Genomic DNA, 17,811 nt, shown 5'->3' on the forward strand with positions numbered 1-17,811 from the left:
ATTAATCAGCCCCTTATTTGGGCGTTACCGAACAAATACTCTAACTCGTTTTTGTCCAAAAACGAGTTTGTCTGGACGTCTGCTTCTCGCTCTGAGCTGCGTAACAGCTCACAAACTAAATTTTGGGTTTCGTTGCTCTCTACCCAACCTACAGTGATAAATTCAACGCCGGGCTGCTCTGGCTTTTCCTAGGACCTTTCACCTAGCACCTAGAACCTTTTTCTTCAACATACAACCATAGGCAAAATTTAACGCCGGGCTGCTCTAAAACTGATAGCTTACGGCTTACAGCTTTCTCTTTTTCAACAACTCAACAATTTCTGGGTGACTTTTGATTTTGGATTTTGAAATATATCTCTAGTTTTACCGTATTCAACGATTTCACCGTGATCAAGTACCACCAGTTGGTCGCTAATATGACGTACAAGACTTAAGTGATGGGTGATCAAAATATAACTCAGGCCAGTGTCTTGTTGCAGTTTTAATAGCAAGTTAACTGTTTGCGCGCGCACTGATGGGTCTAGTGAGGAGAGGGCTTCGTCGAGCACCACCACTTTAGGGTCGAGGATTAACGCGCGGGCGAGGGCGACGCGTTGTAACTGACCGCCGCTGAACATGTGTGGGTAATAATGTTGATGGTCGTTCAGCAAGCCAACCTTATTCAAGGTGGCTCTAATTTTTTCAGCGCGACTTAGTTTGTCTAAGTTGGTGTTATATTGCAGGCAGTCGTTGAGCATTTCGCCAATGGTGAGGCCTGGGTTTAACGAGGCTTCCGAGTCTTGGAAAATCATCCTGATATGGCGACATTGTTGATCCCGTATGCCTTTGTCTTCAATGATAGTGCCATCAAGCAATATTTGTCCGGTGTCGGCGCTGTCGGCACCGGCTAATAACTTGGCTAGGGTACTTTTACCTGAGCCTGTTTCGCCAATAATCGCCAGAGTTTCACCTTGCTCTAAGCAAAATGAAATATTTTTTAATACTTCAAATCGTTTGCGTGAAAATAGCCCCGCTCTAAGGTTAAAGCTTTTTGATAAGGCTTGCACTTTTAACAGAGGCTGCATTATTTCATCGCCTTAATTAACGGAAAATGACACGCATAGCTGTGACCATGCTGTTTAGTTAAAGGCGGTGTGACTACGCAAGCCTTTTGTGCTTGTGGGCAGCGAGGTCCAAGTCGGCAGCCGATTGGTAAATGCTGCAAAGTGGGAATGGTGCCTTTAAGTGCATAAAACGGTTCTTTGTGCGCAAGCCCTTGCTCGTAATCAGGTAAGCTTTTTAATAATGCTTGCGTATATGGATGGCGTGGCTGGCTAAAAATACGTTGAGTTGGACCTGCCTCGACCATTTGCCCACAGTACAGTACATGCATACCATGGGACCAGTTGACGATTTCTTCCAGTTCATGGGAGATCATTAAAATCGACATATTCTTGAGCTGGTTTAAACTTTTTAATAACCTAAATACTTGCGCGCGGGTTGTACTTTCCAGCGCGGTGGTTGGTTCATCGGCAATCAGTAGCTTAGGAGTGCGGGCAATCGCCATGGCTATCATTACTTTTTGACACACGCCTTCTGAGAGCTCATGTGGATAGCTTGACAGTACTTTTTCGTGATCTTTAATCCCCACTTTGTGGATCAAGGCCTTAACACGGTCTTTGCGTTCCCGATTACGTTTTAAGAAAAAACCAGACCCTGCTATTTCAGGTAAGGTTTCGGCAATTTGCTCAAATATTTTCGCAGTAGGATCAAGGCAGCGGCTGGGATCTTGATAAATCATAGCGATATCGCTGCCAACAATTTTCCGTCGCTGCTCGCTTGATAAGCGCATTAAGTCTACCCCGCGCCAGTGCATGCGGTCGGCGGTGATATGCCAGCGCTTATTTAAAACGCCAACAATGGCTTTGGCGATCAAGCTTTTCCCTGAGCCGGATTCGCCGACTAATGCATGAACTTCGCCTTCTTTAAGGCTCAAGTTTACTCTATCAACGGCGCGGATCACGGTATCTGAGGTACGCAGCTCTATGGTTAAGTTTCGTATATCAAGTAATTGCATTTAGTCAGCCTTACGTGCTTTGAGCACTTGGCGTAGTCCGTCACCCACTAAATTGGTCGACAGCACCGCTAAAAAGAGTAACACCCCAGGTAAGCCAACGGTCCAAGGAGCCAAATAAATTAAGCCTAGGTTTTCTGCTAAAATTGCCCCCCATTCTGTGGTGGGCGGTTGTGCGCCTAGTTTTAAAAAACCCAACGCTGAAATATCTAGAATAGCGGTAGACAGTGCCATAGTAAAAATAACCACAATGTGCTCATAAATATTGGGGAAAATCCCACGGGAGAGAATATGCCAATTTGAGGCGCCATCGAGTTTAAAGGCAGTGATGTAGTCTTTGTTCAGTTCAGTAACAATAAGGTTGCGCACTGAATGAATAAATTGCGGCAACAGCGCTAAAATAATTGCCCACACGGTATTCATCAGGCCGGGGCCTAATATTGCAATAATAATAATCGCCAATAATAAAGACGGTATCGATAAAGTTATATCGAGCAGGTGATTTAAAAAGCTGGAGCGAATACCACGGCTAATGCCCGCGAAGGTGCCCACTAAAACCCCGATGATAGTAGTGATAAGTGCTGCAATCACTGATAAACCAAAGGTATAGGTTGCACCATTCATTAATCGTGATAATACGTCGCGACCTAAGTCATCTGTGCCGAGTATAAACCGCACGTCGCCCATTTCATGCCATGAAGGGGGGATCAATAAGGCATCACTGTGTTGCTGGTTTACGCCATAGGGTGCAATCAGTGGTGCGGCGGCAGCCAAAATTGCGAAGGCGATAAAAATCCATAACCCAACTAAGGCGGGGTGATTGGATTTAAACTTGCGCCAAAATCGCGCCAGTGGCGATTTGTTTGACTCTTCTGAAAATAAATTAAACTTTGCCATGCGCTTGATTCCGTGACAGCGGGTCGAACAAGGTATAGGTTAATTCTGCAATAATCGTAGCCAGAATTACAAACATCGATACCGCTAATAAACCACCTTGAATGGCGGGGTAATCGCGCTGGTAAATGCTATCAATCAACCAACGACCAATGCCAGGCCACGAGAAAATCACTTCCGTGATCATGGCTAGGGTGATCAAGGTACTAAATTGCAAACCAATTTGTTTTATTACTGGTAACAGCGCATTACGCAGGGCGTGATGAATAATTAATTGGGCACGGTTTAAGCCTTTGGCACGCGCGGTTTTAATATAGCTTTGATCTAGTACGTTTAACATTGAGTCGCGGGTAAAGCGCACCAATACTGTGGTTGGGTACATGGCCAGGACGATGGTTGGTAAAGTTAAGTGATGCAAGGCATCCACTATTGCCATACCGGAGTAGGGAAAATCGGCCAATATAATATCTAATAAAATAAAACCAGTTTCAAAAGGTATCTCGTAGAGCAGCCCCATCCGCCCAGACATGGGAAACCAGCCTAGTTGCAATGAAAACACCATAATTAATAATAATGCCAACCAAAACACAGGCATTGAGTAACCCACTAAAGTTGTCGAATTAACCAGTTTATCTGGCCAGCGGCGGTGGTATGCAGCTGCAAATATTCCTGCTGGCACGCCAACTACTACCGAGATAATTAATGCATAAATACTCAGCTCTAGAGTTGCTGGGAACAGGTCGATAATATGGCTAAAAACGCTATCACCAGAGGCAAATGATACGCCCCAATCACCTTGTACAATACGCGCTAGAAAAGCAAAGTATTGGATCAAATAATTATCATCAAAATGATACTTTTCTTGTAGTTCGCTGGTTTGTGAAAAGCTGGTATTGCTGATGCCACTTAAATTACTGAGCGGATCCCCGGGAAACAAATAACTCAGTGAGAAAGTAAATAAGCTTAAGGTAAACATCATAAATAACAGTAAGCCTAAACGACGTAAAATATAATGTAAAACCATTATTTTTTCCTCGCGTTGGCTAAGGAAATGGCGCCAAATGGGCCAAGTGGAATGCCTTCAACATCGGCACTGCTGGCTTGAAAACGCATACCATGGGCAAGGGGCAGTAGTGGCAGTTCACGTATCAGCATAGCTTGTACTTGCTGATAATAGGTTTTACGTTTGGCTAAATCGGTGGTGTCGAGTGCCTGTGTGAGCAGTAAATCAAACTCAGGGTTGCACCAATTTGCAGGGTTTTTACCACTAAAAGCCGCTGTGCAACTTAGCAGTGGGCTGAAAAAGTTATCAGGATCCGGTGTATCTGCAGCCCAACCTAATAACACGCTATCGTGGCGATGCTCACCAATACGCTGAATAAAGGTATTCCATTCATATTCAACAATACTGACATTTACACCAATTTTTCGTAAATCGCTTTGCATTAACTCAGCCATTTTACGTGCATTAGGATTATAAATACGACTCACCGGCATTGCCCAAATGGTCATATTAAAGCCATTCGGAAACCCGGCTTCAATTAATAACTTTTTAGCCAGATCCGGATTAAAGCCTGGTAACTTAGGTTGTGCTTGATACGCCCATGATGTGGGCGGTAATAAAGATTGTGCACGGATACCATTGCCGTAATAAACGGCCTGCATGATTTTTTCAATATCGATGGCATGGGCCAATGCTTGGCGCACACGTAAGTCATCAAAAGGCGGGCGCTGGGTATTAAACGCCCAATAACCTACGTTTAAGTTGGTTTCTTTTTGCACGTTGATGTCGTCACGTTGCGCTAAAATACTCAGCTGCGCGCTGCTTGGATGCGCAGTAACATCGCACTCTTTTGTCAGCATTTTTGCAATTCGCGTTGTGCCATTAGGCGTGATGTCGTAAACCAACTGCTCAAGTACCACTGGGTGCTTCCAATAATCTGGGTTGCGGTAATAACGCACTAAGTGATCGCGACGATACTCTTTATAAATGTAAGGGCCAGTACCAACAGGGTACTGATCAAACAAATTAAGCTGCTCACGTTGTTTTAACTGCATGGCGTATTCGCGCGATAACACTACGGCAAAATCTGTCGCCATATTGGCTAAAAAGCTGCTCTCGGCATTAAAAAGCTCAAACCTTACTTGGTAGTCAGACACGCGAACAATTTGGCGGATCAGTTGATCAATCCCCACACTTTGAAAGTAAGGGTAATTGGCATCACCAACAAAGTGATAGGGGTTGTATACATCGAATAAGCGGCTAAAGGTGAAGATCACATCATCAGCGTTAAAGTCTCTACTGGGGGTAAAGTAAGCGGTGGTATGAAATTTTACCCCTTTACGTAAGGTAAAGGTGACCGATTTACCGTCTTTACTTATTTTCCAATCAGTGGCCAGCTCGCTTTTAAATTCAGCCGTAACCGGGTCAATACTGATCAAACGGTCATATAATTGATTAGCAATAATATCAATGGTAGAGCCTGTGGTCGTCACTTGGGGATTAAACGACACAGGGTTAGCCTCAGCGCAATAAACTAAGCCCTGATTCTTTTCTTCTAACGTTTTTTCTTTGGTGTCTAAGCAACCTGTTAGGCATACCGTTAAGATACCAAGTAATAATTTATACACTCGTTTAGCCTCTGACTATTATTGTTGATCTAACAAGTTGTATTTTTTTAAATAGCCTCGTAGTTGATGATACGTCAAACCAAGTACTTCTGCAGTTTTCTTTTGATTAAATTGACTATATTCAAGCGCTTTTTTTATTAAATCTATTTCAAACTCATTTGACAGGTCTTTTAAACTACATGGAAACTGAAATTGTGGGCGTGTTGTTGCAACAATCGGCTCATCGCTGACAACGGCAATAGGCGCAGCTTCAACAGTTTTAGTAGGTAGTTTTTTAATTCGTTGTTTTGGTCTAAAGCGACTTTCAAATGGGTCTAAAATAATCTGGTGAACGGGAATATGTTCGCTGCCATGACGATACAAGCTACGCTCAACCACATTTTTAAGCTCACGAATATTACCTGGCCAGTCATAGCCTTGCAGTATTTCCACAGCGCTGCGAGTAAAACCACTGAATAGTTGCCAGTCTAAATCTCGAGCCATATTCATCGCAAATTGCTCAGCCAGTAGCATAATATCGTCAGGACGTTCGCGCAGTGGCGGTAAGGTAATTACATCAAAAGCGAGCCTGTCGAGTAAGTCGCTTCTAAATTCGCCTTGCTCGGCTAGATAAGGGAGATCTTCATTGGTTGCGCAGACTAAGCGGGTATCAACCTTGACGGTTTGCTTGCCACCTACGCGTTCAAATTCACCGTATTCAATCACCCGTAGCAGTTTTTCTTGCACCATGGCGGAGGTATTTGCTAATTCATCTAAGAATAGGGTGCCGGCATTAGCGCGCTCAAATCGCCCTTCGTGGCGTTTACTTGCGCCAGTAAAGGCACCGCTTTCATGACCAAATAATTCACTTTCGAGTAGGTTTTCATTCAGTGCGGCGCAGTTGAGCTTAATGTAATTTTGCTCCCATCGCTTTGATAAAAAGTGCAATCGCGCGGCGATTAGCTCTTTACCAGTACCGCGTTCACCAATAATCAGCACTGGTTTATCTAAACTTGCCAGTTGTGAAACCTGATCAAGCACAGCTAAAAAGCTGTCTGATTGGCCGAGTAAATTATCTTGTTGGCGAAATTGGCTCATATTCCCTAACTCTTAGTCATTTTTACTAACAGTTAGTGTATTTCATAATCAAGGAGAACTAAAGGAATTTGTATTTTTAGTTTAACATTATGAAATTATTACTGTATTTTATGTTTTATAAAGTTGGCAAGCATATTGTAATAGTAACTGCAGACCAATTAAGTTAAACACTACAGAGGTAAATGTTATGGGAATTTTTTCGCGTTTTGCAGATATTGTTAATTCTAATATCAATGCCATTTTAGATAAAGCAGAAGATCCTGAAAAAATGGTACGTCTTATCATCCAAGAGATGGAAGACACGTTAGTTGAAGTACGTTCAACCTCTGCAAAAACATTAGCAGAGAAAAAAGAACTCGTACGTCGCGTTGATACACTTAAAGAGCAAGTTGCACAGTGGCAAGATAAAGCGGAGCTGGCGCTGAGCAAAGATCGTGACGATTTAGCCCGTGCTGCACTGCTTGAAAAGCAAAAATCAGCGCAAGCGGTAACCGCGGTTGAAGAAGAGCTTAACCACGTAGAGTCGCACATTGATAAGCTGCAACAAGAAGTAAGTACGTTACAAGACAAGCTTGCCGACGCTAAAGCACGTCAAAAGGCGATTATTCTGCGTCAACGCTCAGCTGAGTCGCGCCTTGAAGTGAAAAAAGCACTCGACAGCTCTAAAGTTGAAGATGCATTAAATCGCTTTGAACGTTACGAAACTAAGATTGATGGACTAGAATCACAAGTAGAATCGTACGACTTAGGCAAAAAGTCATTAGCTGATGAAATTGCTGATTTACAGCAAAATGAAAAGATTGATGACGAACTAGCAGCGCTTAAAAAGAAGCTTGCTGATAAATAATAATAAATGGGGGCATAGCCCCCAGTGCTTAAACATATAACGGATTGATAGGAGAATATCATGTTCGATGCAGAAGTTTTAATGCCACCAATCATAATTTTTATGGTTATTGTAGCTCCGCTTTGGCTTATTCTACATTACCGTAGTAAAAAGCAAGTTAGTCAAGGTTTGAGCGAGCATGAACATCGCCAACTTGTTGAACTTGCACATAAAGCCGAAAGAATGGCGGAACGAGTTGAAACATTAGAAGCCTTACTTGATCAAGAGGCCCCACAGTGGAGGCGTAAAGTATGAGTACTAAACGTGAACTGTTAAGAGACCCCGTACGTGGCAAAATAGCTGGTGTATGTGCCGGACTCAGTGATTATTTTAATATGGAATTGTGGTTAGTACGTATTATCGTAGTAACGGCAGTGTTATTAGCGGGTGGCCCGCTGTTTGTTGTTGCTTACATAGCCGCTTGGTTTATTTTAGATAAAAAGCCAGCTAATGCTCATGGTAAGACTGATACACAGCAACACGAAGATCCACTTGAAGTAAAATTTAAAGTATGGCAAAAAGGTGAGCCACCACGTCGTGCTTTACAAGATTTAAAAGACCGTTTAGGACGTGTTGATATGCGTTTACAAGAAATGGAACGTTATGTTACTTCAACAGAGTTTACGGTTAGCCGTGAAATCAATAAGCTATAAAGGATTTAATAGCACTTTAGACTAAGTAATTATGTAGCTGAAGTGCTAGCTCATTATGATAAATACTTCATCTGCAAAAAACGCCTTTAATAAGCTTAAAGGGAAGGCTGAAAAAGCCGTACATCGTAGCTTAGACCAACATGTGAAATTAGCGGTTACTGGCCTCAGTGGCAGTGGTAAAACCGCTTTTATTACCGCCTTAGTGAAGCATTTGACTAGCCAAGCGACTGATAAAAACTTACCGTTTTTTGATGTGATGCAGCAACAGCGTCATATCGCTACAAAAATTGTACCGCAACAAGCGCTGACCATTCCGACATTTGATTATACAAAAGCCCTAAGTGCGTTATTACCGCTTGAAGGACAGCCACACTGGCCTGCCTCAACTGAACGCATAAACACCTTGCGCCTTGCCATTAAATACCGCAGTGATTCTGGTTTACGAGGTCATTTTGCACCGCAATCAACCTTGTACTTAGACATTATTGATTACCCTGGTGAGTGGTTGCTTGATTTACCTATGTTAGAGCAAAATTATCAACAATGGAGCGAGCAGCAATATGCATTGTTACAGCGCGCTCCTCGGGTTGAAAAAGCACAGGCATTTTTAACTGCGCTTAGTGAACTTGATCTAAATGCCCCCGTTGATGAAAACGCGTTAAGCGAGATTGCAGCGCATTATCAAACGCTGTTAATCGGTCTTAAAAAAGACACTAAGCTTGCCATGTTGCAACCAGGGCGGATGTTGATGCCAGGTGAATTACAAGGCGCGCCACTGCTGTTGTTTTTTCCTGTAGCCAAGTTTACTGATGAAATTATTGCGGGCTCGAACTTAGCGCATTTAAAGAAACGCTTTGATGCGTATGTCAAAGAAGTGGTTAAACCGTTTTATAGTCAGCATTTTCGAAATTTTGATCGGCAAATCGTGCTGGTTGATGTACTCAGTGCGCTCAATGAAGGGCCTGAGACGTTGCAAGAGCAAGGTGATGTGATCAAACAATTACTTGCTCACTTTAACTATGGCGAAACCGGCTTTTTAAAACGTTTGTTCAAACCAAATATCGATAAACTATTATTTGCCGCCAATAAATCGGATCACATCAGTAGCGCGCACCATAAAGACTTAGCCTTGCTGCTTGATTCGTTAGTGCATGAGCAAAGTAACCATTTAAAATTTGATGGCGTTAAAATTGAAACTATGGCGATGTCATCAATTGCTGCAACTACGCCAAAGCAAGTGGTTGAACAAGGCAAAACCCTAAATTGTATTTATGGTAAGCCGTTATTAGAGTCGCAATGGTTGACTTATTTACCGCCGCAACCACCACTGCGAATTCTGGGTAAAGACGAGTGGCCAAGTCATGGCTTTGAATTTTTATCCTTTGCGCCAATGCCAAGCCCAGATAAGCAGTTAAAACACATTCGTTTGGATCATGTCATGCAGTACCTGTTAGGAGACAAATTAACATGAGCGAGACCACATCAGGATTTCAAGCTGGTAGACGTATTGATACCAGTGAACAGCCTTTAGGGAATGAACTCACCTTGACCCCAGCAAAAGTAATTGAGCAAGGTGAGTATGAAGATCAACACGTAAATGACGCGCCGCTGGACGAGGAAATTGATTTAGCGCCAGTTTATAAAAAATCAAAATGGCAAACGCTTAAAGCCGTGTTTGCTATTAGCTTTATAACTTTAGTGTTAGCTGAATTTATATTTTCTATGGTTGTGACATTTCAGCAATCCATCATCTTAGGCAGCGTATATTTAATTGCAGTGCTGAGCGGGGTGTTGTTATTAGGCAAGCTATTATGGCGTGAGTATAGAATGTTGCGTAGTTTAAAGCGCAATCAATTGCATCGCCATGAGGCAGATAGACTACTGAATAGCGAACAAGTGGGAGGCGCATTACCTTGGCTTGAAAAGCTCAATAAACATCAGCAATTAACCGGCTTTGACGAGTTTAAAGCCAGTATTGATAGCCATCATAGCGATAAAGAGATCATGACTTTGTACGCTGATAGTTTATTAGTGAAACAAGATACCCAAGCGAAAAAACTGATCAACCGTTTTGCTACGGAGTCTGGTTTATTGGTGGCGCTTAGCCCTTTAGCGCTGGTGGATATGATGGCTGTGCTGTGGCGCGGCACTAAATTGATTGAGCAAATCGGTAAGGTTTACGGGATTGGTTTTGGTTATGCCAGTCGCATAAAATTGTATCGTATGTTGATCAAGCAGGTGATGTTTGTTGGCAGTGCTGAGTTAGTATCTGATTTAGCTGCAACGGCACTCAGTGCTGAGTTATTAGGCAAGTTATCAGGGCGAGCAGCACAAGGCTTGAGCGCGGGTATTTTTACGGCACGCATTGGTTATAAAGCGATGGAGTTAAGCCGCCCATTACCGCGACTTGAGCACAAGCGTAGTTTACTCAAAGGCACCGCGCAGTTGATTGCGAGTAAGATTGTGTCTCGTAAGAAAGCGACCACAGAGAGCTCAGCAGACACAAACTGACAAGATATCTGTACAGTGTCTTTGTGTCACTGTACAGAAGATAGCCATCTGAGCATCCGGCATGCTTGTTATCTATCAGCTGATACGCTTTGATTATCATATTAATAATAATCAAAAAAGATCAAACTATGAACACACTCCACATCGACAGCCAATGCATTCATGGGCCAGAAAAAGCCAACGATCCTCATGGCGCGCTAACGTCGCCTTTGTATCAAACATCAACATTTCATTTTAGCAGTGCCGCGCAAGGGGCTGCGCGGTTTGCTGGTGAAGAGCCCGGTTATATTTATACCCGTTTAGGTAACCCAACCACCACAGAGCTTGAACAAAAGGTTGCACAACTTGAAAGCTGTGAAGCCGCTGCGGCCACCGCAACGGGAATGGGCGCTGTATCAGCATCGGTATTAAGCTTTCTCTCACAAGGCGATCACTTAGTGGCATCAAGTGCTTTATACGGTTGTACGTTTGCATTCTTTGCGCATATGTTACCGCGCTGGGGAATTGAAGTGACATTTGTGGATATGACCGATGAACAACAATTACGTGATGCAATTAAGCCAAATTCAAAAATGATTTTTGCTGAAACGCCAGTTAATCCAACGATGGCAGTGATTGATTTAGCGCTAATAGGACAAGTGGCAAAACAGCATAACTTGATTAGCGTAATAGATAACACCTTTCTTACCCCGTTACTGCAAAAGCCAATGGATTACGGCATTGATTTGATTGTTCACAGCGCCACTAAGTATTTAAATGGCCATGGTGATGTGGTCGCAGGGTTAGTGTGTGGCTCAGATGAACATATAAACTTAATTAAAATGACGGTACTTAAAGACATTGGTGCAACCATTAGTCCTCATGATGCCTGGCTAATAAACCGTGGTTTAAAAACATTAGCCATACGAATGCAGCGCCATTGTGAGAGCGCGCAAGTGATTGCTGAGTATTTAGAGCAGCACCCACAAGTGAATACCGTTTACTACCCGGGGCTTGCATCTCACCCTGGATTTAAGTTTATAGGTAAGCAAATGAAAGCCGCAGGTGGCGTAATTGCTTTTGAGTTAAAGGGCAGCCTCAAAGATGGCGAGCAGTTCATTAATAGTACCCAGCTGTGCACGCTTGCTGTGAGTTTAGGTGATGCTGAAACACTTATTCAGCACCCAGCATCGATGACCCATTCTCCGTATTCACCAGAAGAAAGAGCTGCAGCAGGTATCAGCGATGGCTTGATCCGATTATCTGTTGGTCTTGAAGATGTTAACGACATAATTAACGATCTTAACCATGCCTTTACTTGCGTTGGTTAATTCGTAATTTTAAGTTTACATTAAAGTTGGTTATAAGCCTTTTAAAATAAAGGGTGTAAACATTTTGATCTTTAGGTGTAATTAAATGTGTACAATGTTTGGGTCGGAGCCAATTACTGATATTGGCTTAGCTATTAAACTTTGTCTTACATTTGCTTAGTATCCCCTTAACACGTTGACACCGATACCGGTTTAACACCAAGAAGGTTATTATGGCTAAAGCAAGTAAATACACCTCCAGGACACCAGATGAAAATGGGGTGATCCATTGGAGCGAAGAAGAAAATAAAATATGGTCAGAATTAGTCGCACGACAATTAAAATGCATTGCAGGCAAAGCGTGTAATGAGTATATGGAAGGCCTTAAAAAAATAAACCTTCCTCATGATCGTATTCCGCAGTTAAGTGAACTTAACGAGGTATTATTAGCGACAACGGGTTGGCAAGTAGCACCTGTGCCGGCGCTAATTGATTTTGATGAATTCTTTCGTCTGTTAGCGAACAAACAGTTTCCCGTTGCTACGTTTATTCGAAGCCGAGAAGAGTTTGATTACTTACAAGAGCCGGATATTTTCCATGAAATATTTGGTCACTGCGCCATGCTAACTAACCCTGATTTTGCTGAGTTTACTCACAAATATGGTCAGTTAGGGTATGCGGCCGAGAAAAAAGATCGTGTTTATTTAGCGCGTATGTACTGGTTTACCGTTGAGTTTGGCTTAATGCAGACCGATGAAGGCCTGCGAATTTATGGCGGCGGCATTTTATCAAGCCCAGGGGAGACACAATATGTGTACTCAGACAAGCCTGAGATCAACCCAATGAACGTGTTGGATGTATTACGTACGCCATATCGAATTGATATTATGCAGCCATTGTACTACACCATTAATTCTATCCATGATTTATTTGATATTTCACAGTTGGATATTATGGCGTTAGTTGCGCAAGCAAAAAAATTAGGGTTACATGACCCAAAGTTTCCTCCTAAAGAAAAATTAGCAAGTTAAGGATTTAAGATGTCATCATTAAGCGCACAAAAATGCGAAGCCTGTCACGTAGACGCACCACAAGTATCAGATGCTGAGTTAGCTGAACTAATTAAAATGATCCCTGATTGGGTGCCTGAAGTACGCGACGGTATTATGCAATTAGAGCGTGTTTACAAATTTAAAAACTTTAAACAAGCTATCGCATTTACCAATAAAGTAGGTGATATGGCAGAAGATGAAGGTCATCACCCAGGTTTATTAACTGAATGGGGCAAAGTAACTGTAACCTGGTGGAGCCACTCGATTAAAGGCTTACACAAGAATGATTTTATTTGCGCTGCTAAAACAGATGAAGTTTTTGCTGCTTTATAAATAAAACACAAAATACTGTTCTGCCCAAAGAACATAAAAGGCGCTTAATTTGCGCCTTTTTTATTATTTAAAATAGTGACCAGAGTGCGTAAATAGGCAGGAAGCCTGCCCATACACTGAGTATTATGACCAATAACGCACTCTGCCAAAGCGGTAGTTTTTCCGGCTTAGGTTGTTGCCAGTTTTTATCAACTAATATGATCGATTTAAAATCAGCTTGAAAATTTTCTTCCACGCTGTAAATACGATTATCAAGCGTGTAATCAATGGCATCTCTTAAAGTGCTTAAACCGGCTTTATTGCCTAAAATGCAATCGGAGTCGACTTCATTATAAATTTTGATCCAAGGTTTATCTGACATTTATAATCCTTTCCCTGTAGCACGAAATTATTCAATGGTTTTTAATACCATTACAATATCAGAAAACACCTACTATCAGCAGTTTGATCATTTATATTATTTTATATCGCAGCAACGTTAACCCTCGCGGCGAAGTTTGCTACAATCGTGCGTCTTTATTCAAATTTTAGAAGGTAGTCGCGGGTGGTTAACCTAGGTCAATTGTTTGGTGAGCTAAAAACGTGTTTAAGAAAAGATCAATTCATCTTTAAAAAACGCCTTCACGGCATAAAAAAAATAACCGATGAAACAAAACAAGCCGCTGTGATTGAAAAAATCACTGCCGATATTGCTCGTAGCCAACAATTGCGTGAGGTACGCTTAGCCCAGTTACCTAAAGTTACTTACCCAGAACAACTCCCTGTCAGTCAGAAAAAAGACGATATTAAAGAGGCTATCGCCAATAACCAAGTGGTGATCATCGCCGGTGAAACCGGTTCAGGTAAAACCACGCAAATTCCAAAAATGTGTTTAGAGCTTGGTCGCGGCGTTGATGGCTATATAGGTCATACTCAGCCAAGACGACTTGCAGCGCGCAGTGTCGCAGATCGGATTGCTCATGAAATGCAGTGTGAGCTTGGTCAGCAAGTGGGTTTTAAAATTCGTTTTAGTGATCAAGTTTCAAATAACAGCTATATAAAGTTAATGACTGACGGTATTTTATTGGCGGAAATTCAACAAGACCGATTTTTAAACCAGTACGACACCATCATTATTGATGAAGCCCATGAGCGCAGTTTAAACATTGACTTTATTTTAGGTTACTTAAAAAACCTATTGCCAAAGCGTCCCGATTTAAAAGTAATTATTACCTCGGCGACCATCGATCCAGAGCGATTCTCAAAGCACTTTAATGATGCGCCAATCATTGAAGTATCAGGGCGAACATTCCCTGTTGATGTACGTTACAGGCCGCTTGTTGAGATTGATAAAAACGATATGGAAGCAGAGGGCGATCAACTCCAAGGCATATTTGATGCTGTTGATGAACTTTGTCAAGAAGGCCCTGGCGATATATTGATCTTTTTAAATGGCGAACGTGAAATTCGTGATACTGCTGATGCATTAAGCAAACGTAATTTAAAAGGGGCTGATGTATTACCGCTGTATTCGCGGTTATCGAATGCAGAGCAAAATCGAATTTTTGCCCCGCACAGTCGCCGGCATATTATTTTATCGACCAACGTAGCTGAAACCTCACTGACCGTGCCGGGAATTCGTTACGTAATAGACCCCGGTACCGCACGAATTAGTCGTTACAGTTATCGTACCAAAGTGCAGCGTTTACCGATTGAGCCAATATCACAAGCCAGTGCCAATCAGCGAAAAGGCCGCTGTGGCCGTGTTGAAGCGGGTATTTGTATTCGCTTATACGCTGAGGATGATTTTAATTCACGTCCAGAATTTACCGATCCAGAAATACTGCGCACTAACTTAGCGTCGGTTATTTTAAAAATGTTGGGTTTAGGCTTAGGCGATATGGCGCAATTTCCATTCGTACAAGCCCCAGATAGCCGTAATATTAACGATGGTTTAACTTTGCTGGAAGAGCTTGAAGCGGTTAAACCAACTCGGCACAACAGCAATACGCAGCTTACTAAATCGGGTATTGAATTGAGCCGTTTACCGGTTGACCCGCGTTTAGCAAAAATGGTGCTGACAGCGCAAAAACTGGGAGCACTGCGCGAAGTTATTATTATTGTGGCGGCTTTGTCGATTCAAGACCCTCGCGAGCGTCCGCAGGAAAAGCGCGCCGCAGCCAATGAAAAACATGGCCGTTTTGACGATCCAGATTCAGATTTTATCGCCTTTTTAAATTTGTGGAACTACCTAGAAGAACAGCAAAGCGAGTTGAGCAATAGCCAATTCAGAAAGCTGTGTCAAAAAGATATGCTCGCTTATATGCGTATTCGCGAATGGCAAGATATTGTTTATCAGCTCAGTACAGTGTGTAATGAAATGGGCATGAAAGCCACCACCAATGTTGCCGATGGCGATAAAATCCATCAAGCGCTACTGAGCGGTATGTTAAGTCACATTGGCTTTAAAGATGATAAGCAAGTTTATAAAGGTGCGCGTAATAGCCAGTTTCATATCTTCCCTGGTTCTGGGTTATTCAAGAAAAGCCCTAAATGGTTGATGTCGGCAGAGCTGGTTGAAACCAGTAAACTTTATGCCCGTATTAATGCAAAAATTAATATTGATTGGGTTGAACCACTTGCGCAGCATTTAGTAAAACGTAGTTACAGTGAACCCCATTGGGAGAAAAAGCCCGGTGCGGTAATTGCCTTTGAGCAGCAAGTGCTGTACGGGCTGATTATTGTCTCTAAACGTCGCTGTGTGTATAGCAATATAGACCCAAAAGTCAGTCGCCAGTTATTTATTCGCAGCGCGCTAGTTGAGCAAGATTTAGGTCAAAATGAAGGGTTTTTACAATTTAATCGTGAATTAATTGAAGATATTCAAACCCTAGAAAATAAAAGCCGTCGTCGTGATATTTTAGTTGATGAGCAAACCTTATATGAGTTTTACGATAAGAAAATTCCAGCTCAGATCAACAACCGCGCGGCATTTAATAAATGGTATAAAACACAAAAGCAGCAGGATAAACAGTATTTGCACATGACCCGTGATGACTTAATGCAGCACGGAGCCAATAGCGTTACTGAATTTGATTACCCTGATGTATGGCAACAAGGTAACTTAATGTTGCCACTGAGCTATCACTTTGATCCCGGCCAAGCGGTGGATGGTGTGGCAGTGCAAATTCCGGTGGCGTTATTAAACCAAGTGGAAGAAGCTGGCTTTGACTGGCATATCCCGGCATTTCGTCATGAGTTGATCACTGGTTTAATTAAGTCGTTACCAAAATCGTTACGTCGTAACTTTGTGCCAGCACCAAATTATGCGGATGCCGTACTGGCTGCCATTAAGCCAATGCAAGGCAACTTCATTGAAGCGTTAAGTACACGATTATTGCGCATGACTGGGGTAAAAGTTGAGCCGGATGCGTGGGATCTCACCACATTAGCAACACATTTACGTTTACAGTTTGAAGTACGTGATGATAAAGACAATGTACTTGCGCGAGGCATGGATTTAGCTAAACTCAAAGCACAATTACAGGGTAAAGTAACGCAAACCTTGTCTAAAGTTGCTGATAAAGGCATTGAGAAAAGCGACCTGCTGCAATGGGATTTTGGTAAGTTACCGGTATCCTATGTGAAAAAACAAGGCCAGTATGAAATCAAAGCGTACCCTGCGCTGGTGGATAAAAAGTCATCTGCGGCAGTGGAATTATTTGATAATGAAATTAAAGCCCAAGCCGCACACCAGCAAGGCTTGCGCCGTTTAGTGTTGCTGAACGTACCGTCGCCAATAAAGTATTTACAACAAAACTTACCCAATAAAGCCAAATTAGGTCTATATTTTAATCCGTTTGGTAAAGTTGCTGATTTAATTGATGACTGTATTGCCGCAGGCGTTGATAGTCTATTGGTAAAATTAGGCGATGTTCGTACTGAGCAGGCGTTTGAGCAAGTAAAAGAGCAAATTCGTGGTGAGCTTGGTGATGCGGTTGTGGCCATTGCCACTCAAGTGGAGCAAGTGCTTAGTATTGCCCATGCATTACATAAAAAGATGAAAGGGCGGGTTGATTTAACCATGATCACCGCACATGGTGATATTAAAAGCCAACTTGAATCGTTAATTTTTAAAGGTTTTGTTTCAAGTCATGGGGCTGACAAACTCAGCGATCTCATTCGTTACTTAAAAGCGATAGAAAAGCGCCTAGAAAAGTTGCCTGTTGACCCAAATCGTGACAGATTATGTGTACTTGAATTAGATAAAGTTGCGCAAGAGTATCAAAAATTGTTGAACAAAGTGCCACAAGGCATGCCTGTACCACAACAATTGCAGGATGTTTTTTGGATGCAACAAGAGCTTAGAGTATCACTGTTTGCACAAACGCTAGGCACGCCGTATCCAATTTCAGCAAAACGTGTGCTAAATGCTTTGAAAGAAATTGATTGA

The 17,811-nt window shown here is 42.4% G+C and carries 16 protein-coding genes; 9 read left to right on the forward strand and 7 right to left on the reverse strand.

From position 1 onward, the window contains the following. Positions 1 to 302: 302 nt before the first annotated feature. Genes V7783_RS09620 through pspF form a run of 6 tightly spaced genes read right to left on the reverse strand, consistent with a single transcriptional unit; the run spans position 303 to position 6,655 of the window. Positions 303 to 1,064 carry an ATP-binding cassette domain-containing protein gene (locus V7783_RS09620; RefSeq protein ID WP_335678539.1) on the reverse strand — a complete coding sequence of 254 codons (762 nt, stop codon included), beginning with the start codon at positions 1,062 to 1,064 and terminating at the stop codon, positions 303 to 305. Continuing rightward, positions 1,064 to 2,056: a peptide ABC transporter ATP-binding protein gene (locus V7783_RS09625; RefSeq protein ID WP_335678540.1), complete on the reverse strand. Its 993-nt coding sequence runs from the start codon at positions 2,054 to 2,056 to the stop codon at positions 1,064 to 1,066. The genes V7783_RS09620 and V7783_RS09625 overlap by 1 nt, the downstream gene beginning before the upstream one ends. After that, positions 2,057 to 2,950 (reverse strand): ABC transporter permease subunit, encoded by an 894-nt coding sequence (locus V7783_RS09630; protein WP_145241450.1) that lies wholly within the window; start codon positions 2,948 to 2,950, stop codon positions 2,057 to 2,059. It abuts the gene before it with no gap. Further along, positions 2,937 to 3,971 carry an ABC transporter permease gene (locus V7783_RS09635; protein WP_064668110.1) on the reverse strand — a complete coding sequence of 345 codons (1,035 nt, stop codon included), beginning with the start codon at positions 3,969 to 3,971 and terminating at the stop codon, positions 2,937 to 2,939. The genes V7783_RS09630 and V7783_RS09635 overlap by 14 nt, the downstream gene beginning before the upstream one ends. Next, a complete protein-coding gene (locus tag V7783_RS09640; RefSeq protein WP_335678541.1) occupies positions 3,971 to 5,578 on the reverse strand; it encodes an ABC transporter substrate-binding protein in 1,608 nt (535 codons plus the stop codon). The genes V7783_RS09635 and V7783_RS09640 overlap by 1 nt, the downstream gene beginning before the upstream one ends. Before the next feature lie 18 nt (positions 5,579 to 5,596). Beyond that, entirely contained in the window at positions 5,597 to 6,655 is a 1,059-nt protein-coding gene (pspF, locus tag V7783_RS09645; protein ID WP_335678542.1) for a phage shock protein operon transcriptional activator, read from the reverse strand. A 187-nt stretch (positions 6,656 to 6,842) separates the two neighbouring features. Here pspF and pspA point away from each other — a divergent pair, with 187 nt between their 5' ends. From pspA to V7783_RS09685, 8 genes are all read left to right on the forward strand, one after another. Further along, positions 6,843 to 7,502 carry a phage shock protein PspA gene (gene pspA / locus V7783_RS09650; protein ID WP_064668107.1) on the forward strand — a complete coding sequence of 220 codons (660 nt, stop codon included), beginning with the start codon at positions 6,843 to 6,845 and terminating at the stop codon, positions 7,500 to 7,502. Positions 7,503 to 7,562: 60 nt separating this feature from the next. Further along, on the forward strand, positions 7,563 to 7,796 hold the full coding sequence (gene pspB, locus V7783_RS09655; RefSeq protein WP_335678543.1) for an envelope stress response membrane protein PspB: 234 nt from the start codon (positions 7,563 to 7,565) through the stop codon (positions 7,794 to 7,796). Continuing rightward, positions 7,793 to 8,194: an envelope stress response membrane protein PspC gene (gene pspC / locus V7783_RS09660; RefSeq protein WP_335678544.1), complete on the forward strand. Its 402-nt coding sequence runs from the start codon at positions 7,793 to 7,795 to the stop codon at positions 8,192 to 8,194. Before pspB ends, pspC begins: the two co-directional genes overlap by 4 nt. 55 nt (positions 8,195 to 8,249) lie before the next feature. Next, entirely contained in the window at positions 8,250 to 9,665 is a 1,416-nt protein-coding gene (locus V7783_RS09665) for a YcjX family protein (protein WP_442961357.1), read from the forward strand. Further along, positions 9,662 to 10,705, forward strand: coding sequence for a TIGR01620 family protein (locus V7783_RS09670; protein ID WP_149980749.1), 1,044 nt, complete (start codon positions 9,662 to 9,664; stop codon positions 10,703 to 10,705). Before V7783_RS09665 ends, V7783_RS09670 begins: the two co-directional genes overlap by 4 nt. A 128-nt stretch (positions 10,706 to 10,833) precedes the next feature. Next, positions 10,834 to 12,015 carry a methionine gamma-lyase gene (megL, locus tag V7783_RS09675; RefSeq protein ID WP_335678545.1) on the forward strand — a complete coding sequence of 394 codons (1,182 nt, stop codon included), beginning with the start codon at positions 10,834 to 10,836 and terminating at the stop codon, positions 12,013 to 12,015. 212 nt (positions 12,016 to 12,227) lie between these two features. Beyond that, entirely contained in the window at positions 12,228 to 13,025 is a 798-nt protein-coding gene (phhA, locus tag V7783_RS09680) for a phenylalanine 4-monooxygenase (protein WP_335678546.1), read from the forward strand. Positions 13,026 to 13,034: 9 nt separating this feature from the next. Next, positions 13,035 to 13,379, forward strand: a complete 345-nt coding sequence (locus tag V7783_RS09685) for a 4a-hydroxytetrahydrobiopterin dehydratase (RefSeq protein ID WP_335678547.1) — start codon at positions 13,035 to 13,037, stop codon at positions 13,377 to 13,379. Positions 13,380 to 13,446: 67 nt separating this feature from the next. On the opposite strand, the gene V7783_RS09690 is transcribed toward V7783_RS09685, so the two are convergent. Further along, complete coding sequence (locus V7783_RS09690) at positions 13,447 to 13,740, reverse strand: hypothetical protein (RefSeq protein ID WP_335678548.1); 294 nt, start codon at positions 13,738 to 13,740, stop codon at positions 13,447 to 13,449. A gap of 183 nt (positions 13,741 to 13,923) precedes the next feature. Here V7783_RS09690 and hrpA point away from each other — a divergent pair, with 183 nt between their 5' ends. Next, the gene (gene hrpA / locus V7783_RS09695; RefSeq protein WP_335678549.1) at positions 13,924 to 17,811 is read left to right on the forward strand and encodes an ATP-dependent RNA helicase HrpA; all 3,888 of its coding nucleotides are present in this window, start codon (positions 13,924 to 13,926) and stop codon (positions 17,809 to 17,811) included.

It is taken from the genome of Pseudoalteromonas sp., assembly GCF_036960685.1.
In the GTDB taxonomy this organism is placed as follows: domain Bacteria; phylum Pseudomonadota; class Gammaproteobacteria; order Enterobacterales; family Alteromonadaceae; genus Pseudoalteromonas.

What these genes read in the sequence shown, in the direction of transcription:
- phhA (WP_335678546.1), top strand. Translation starts at nt 12,228, where the DNA reads ATGGCTAAAGCAAGTAAATACACCTCCAGGACACCAGATGAAAATGGG.
- V7783_RS09665 (WP_442961357.1), top strand. Translation starts at nt 8,250, where the DNA reads ATGATAAATACTTCATCTGCAAAAAACGCCTTTAATAAGCTTAAAGGG.
- pspF (WP_335678542.1), bottom strand. Translation starts at nt 6,655, where the DNA reads ATGAGCCAATTTCGCCAACAAGATAATTTACTCGGCCAATCAGACAGC.
- V7783_RS09625 (WP_335678540.1), bottom strand. Translation starts at nt 2,056, where the DNA reads ATGCAATTACTTGATATACGAAACTTAACCATAGAGCTGCGTACCTCA.
- pspA (WP_064668107.1), top strand. Translation starts at nt 6,843, where the DNA reads ATGGGAATTTTTTCGCGTTTTGCAGATATTGTTAATTCTAATATCAAT.
- pspB (WP_335678543.1), top strand. Translation starts at nt 7,563, where the DNA reads ATGTTCGATGCAGAAGTTTTAATGCCACCAATCATAATTTTTATGGTT.
- V7783_RS09620 (WP_335678539.1), bottom strand. Translation starts at nt 1,064, where the DNA reads ATGCAGCCTCTGTTAAAAGTGCAAGCCTTATCAAAAAGCTTTAACCTT.
- V7783_RS09670 (WP_149980749.1), top strand. Translation starts at nt 9,662, where the DNA reads ATGAGCGAGACCACATCAGGATTTCAAGCTGGTAGACGTATTGATACC.
- V7783_RS09690 (WP_335678548.1), bottom strand. Translation starts at nt 13,740, where the DNA reads ATGTCAGATAAACCTTGGATCAAAATTTATAATGAAGTCGACTCCGAT.
- megL (WP_335678545.1), top strand. Translation starts at nt 10,834, where the DNA reads ATGAACACACTCCACATCGACAGCCAATGCATTCATGGGCCAGAAAAA.
- pspC (WP_335678544.1), top strand. Translation starts at nt 7,793, where the DNA reads ATGAGTACTAAACGTGAACTGTTAAGAGACCCCGTACGTGGCAAAATA.
- V7783_RS09630 (WP_145241450.1), bottom strand. Translation starts at nt 2,950, where the DNA reads ATGGCAAAGTTTAATTTATTTTCAGAAGAGTCAAACAAATCGCCACTG.
- V7783_RS09635 (WP_064668110.1), bottom strand. Translation starts at nt 3,971, where the DNA reads ATGGTTTTACATTATATTTTACGTCGTTTAGGCTTACTGTTATTTATG.
- V7783_RS09685 (WP_335678547.1), top strand. Translation starts at nt 13,035, where the DNA reads ATGTCATCATTAAGCGCACAAAAATGCGAAGCCTGTCACGTAGACGCA.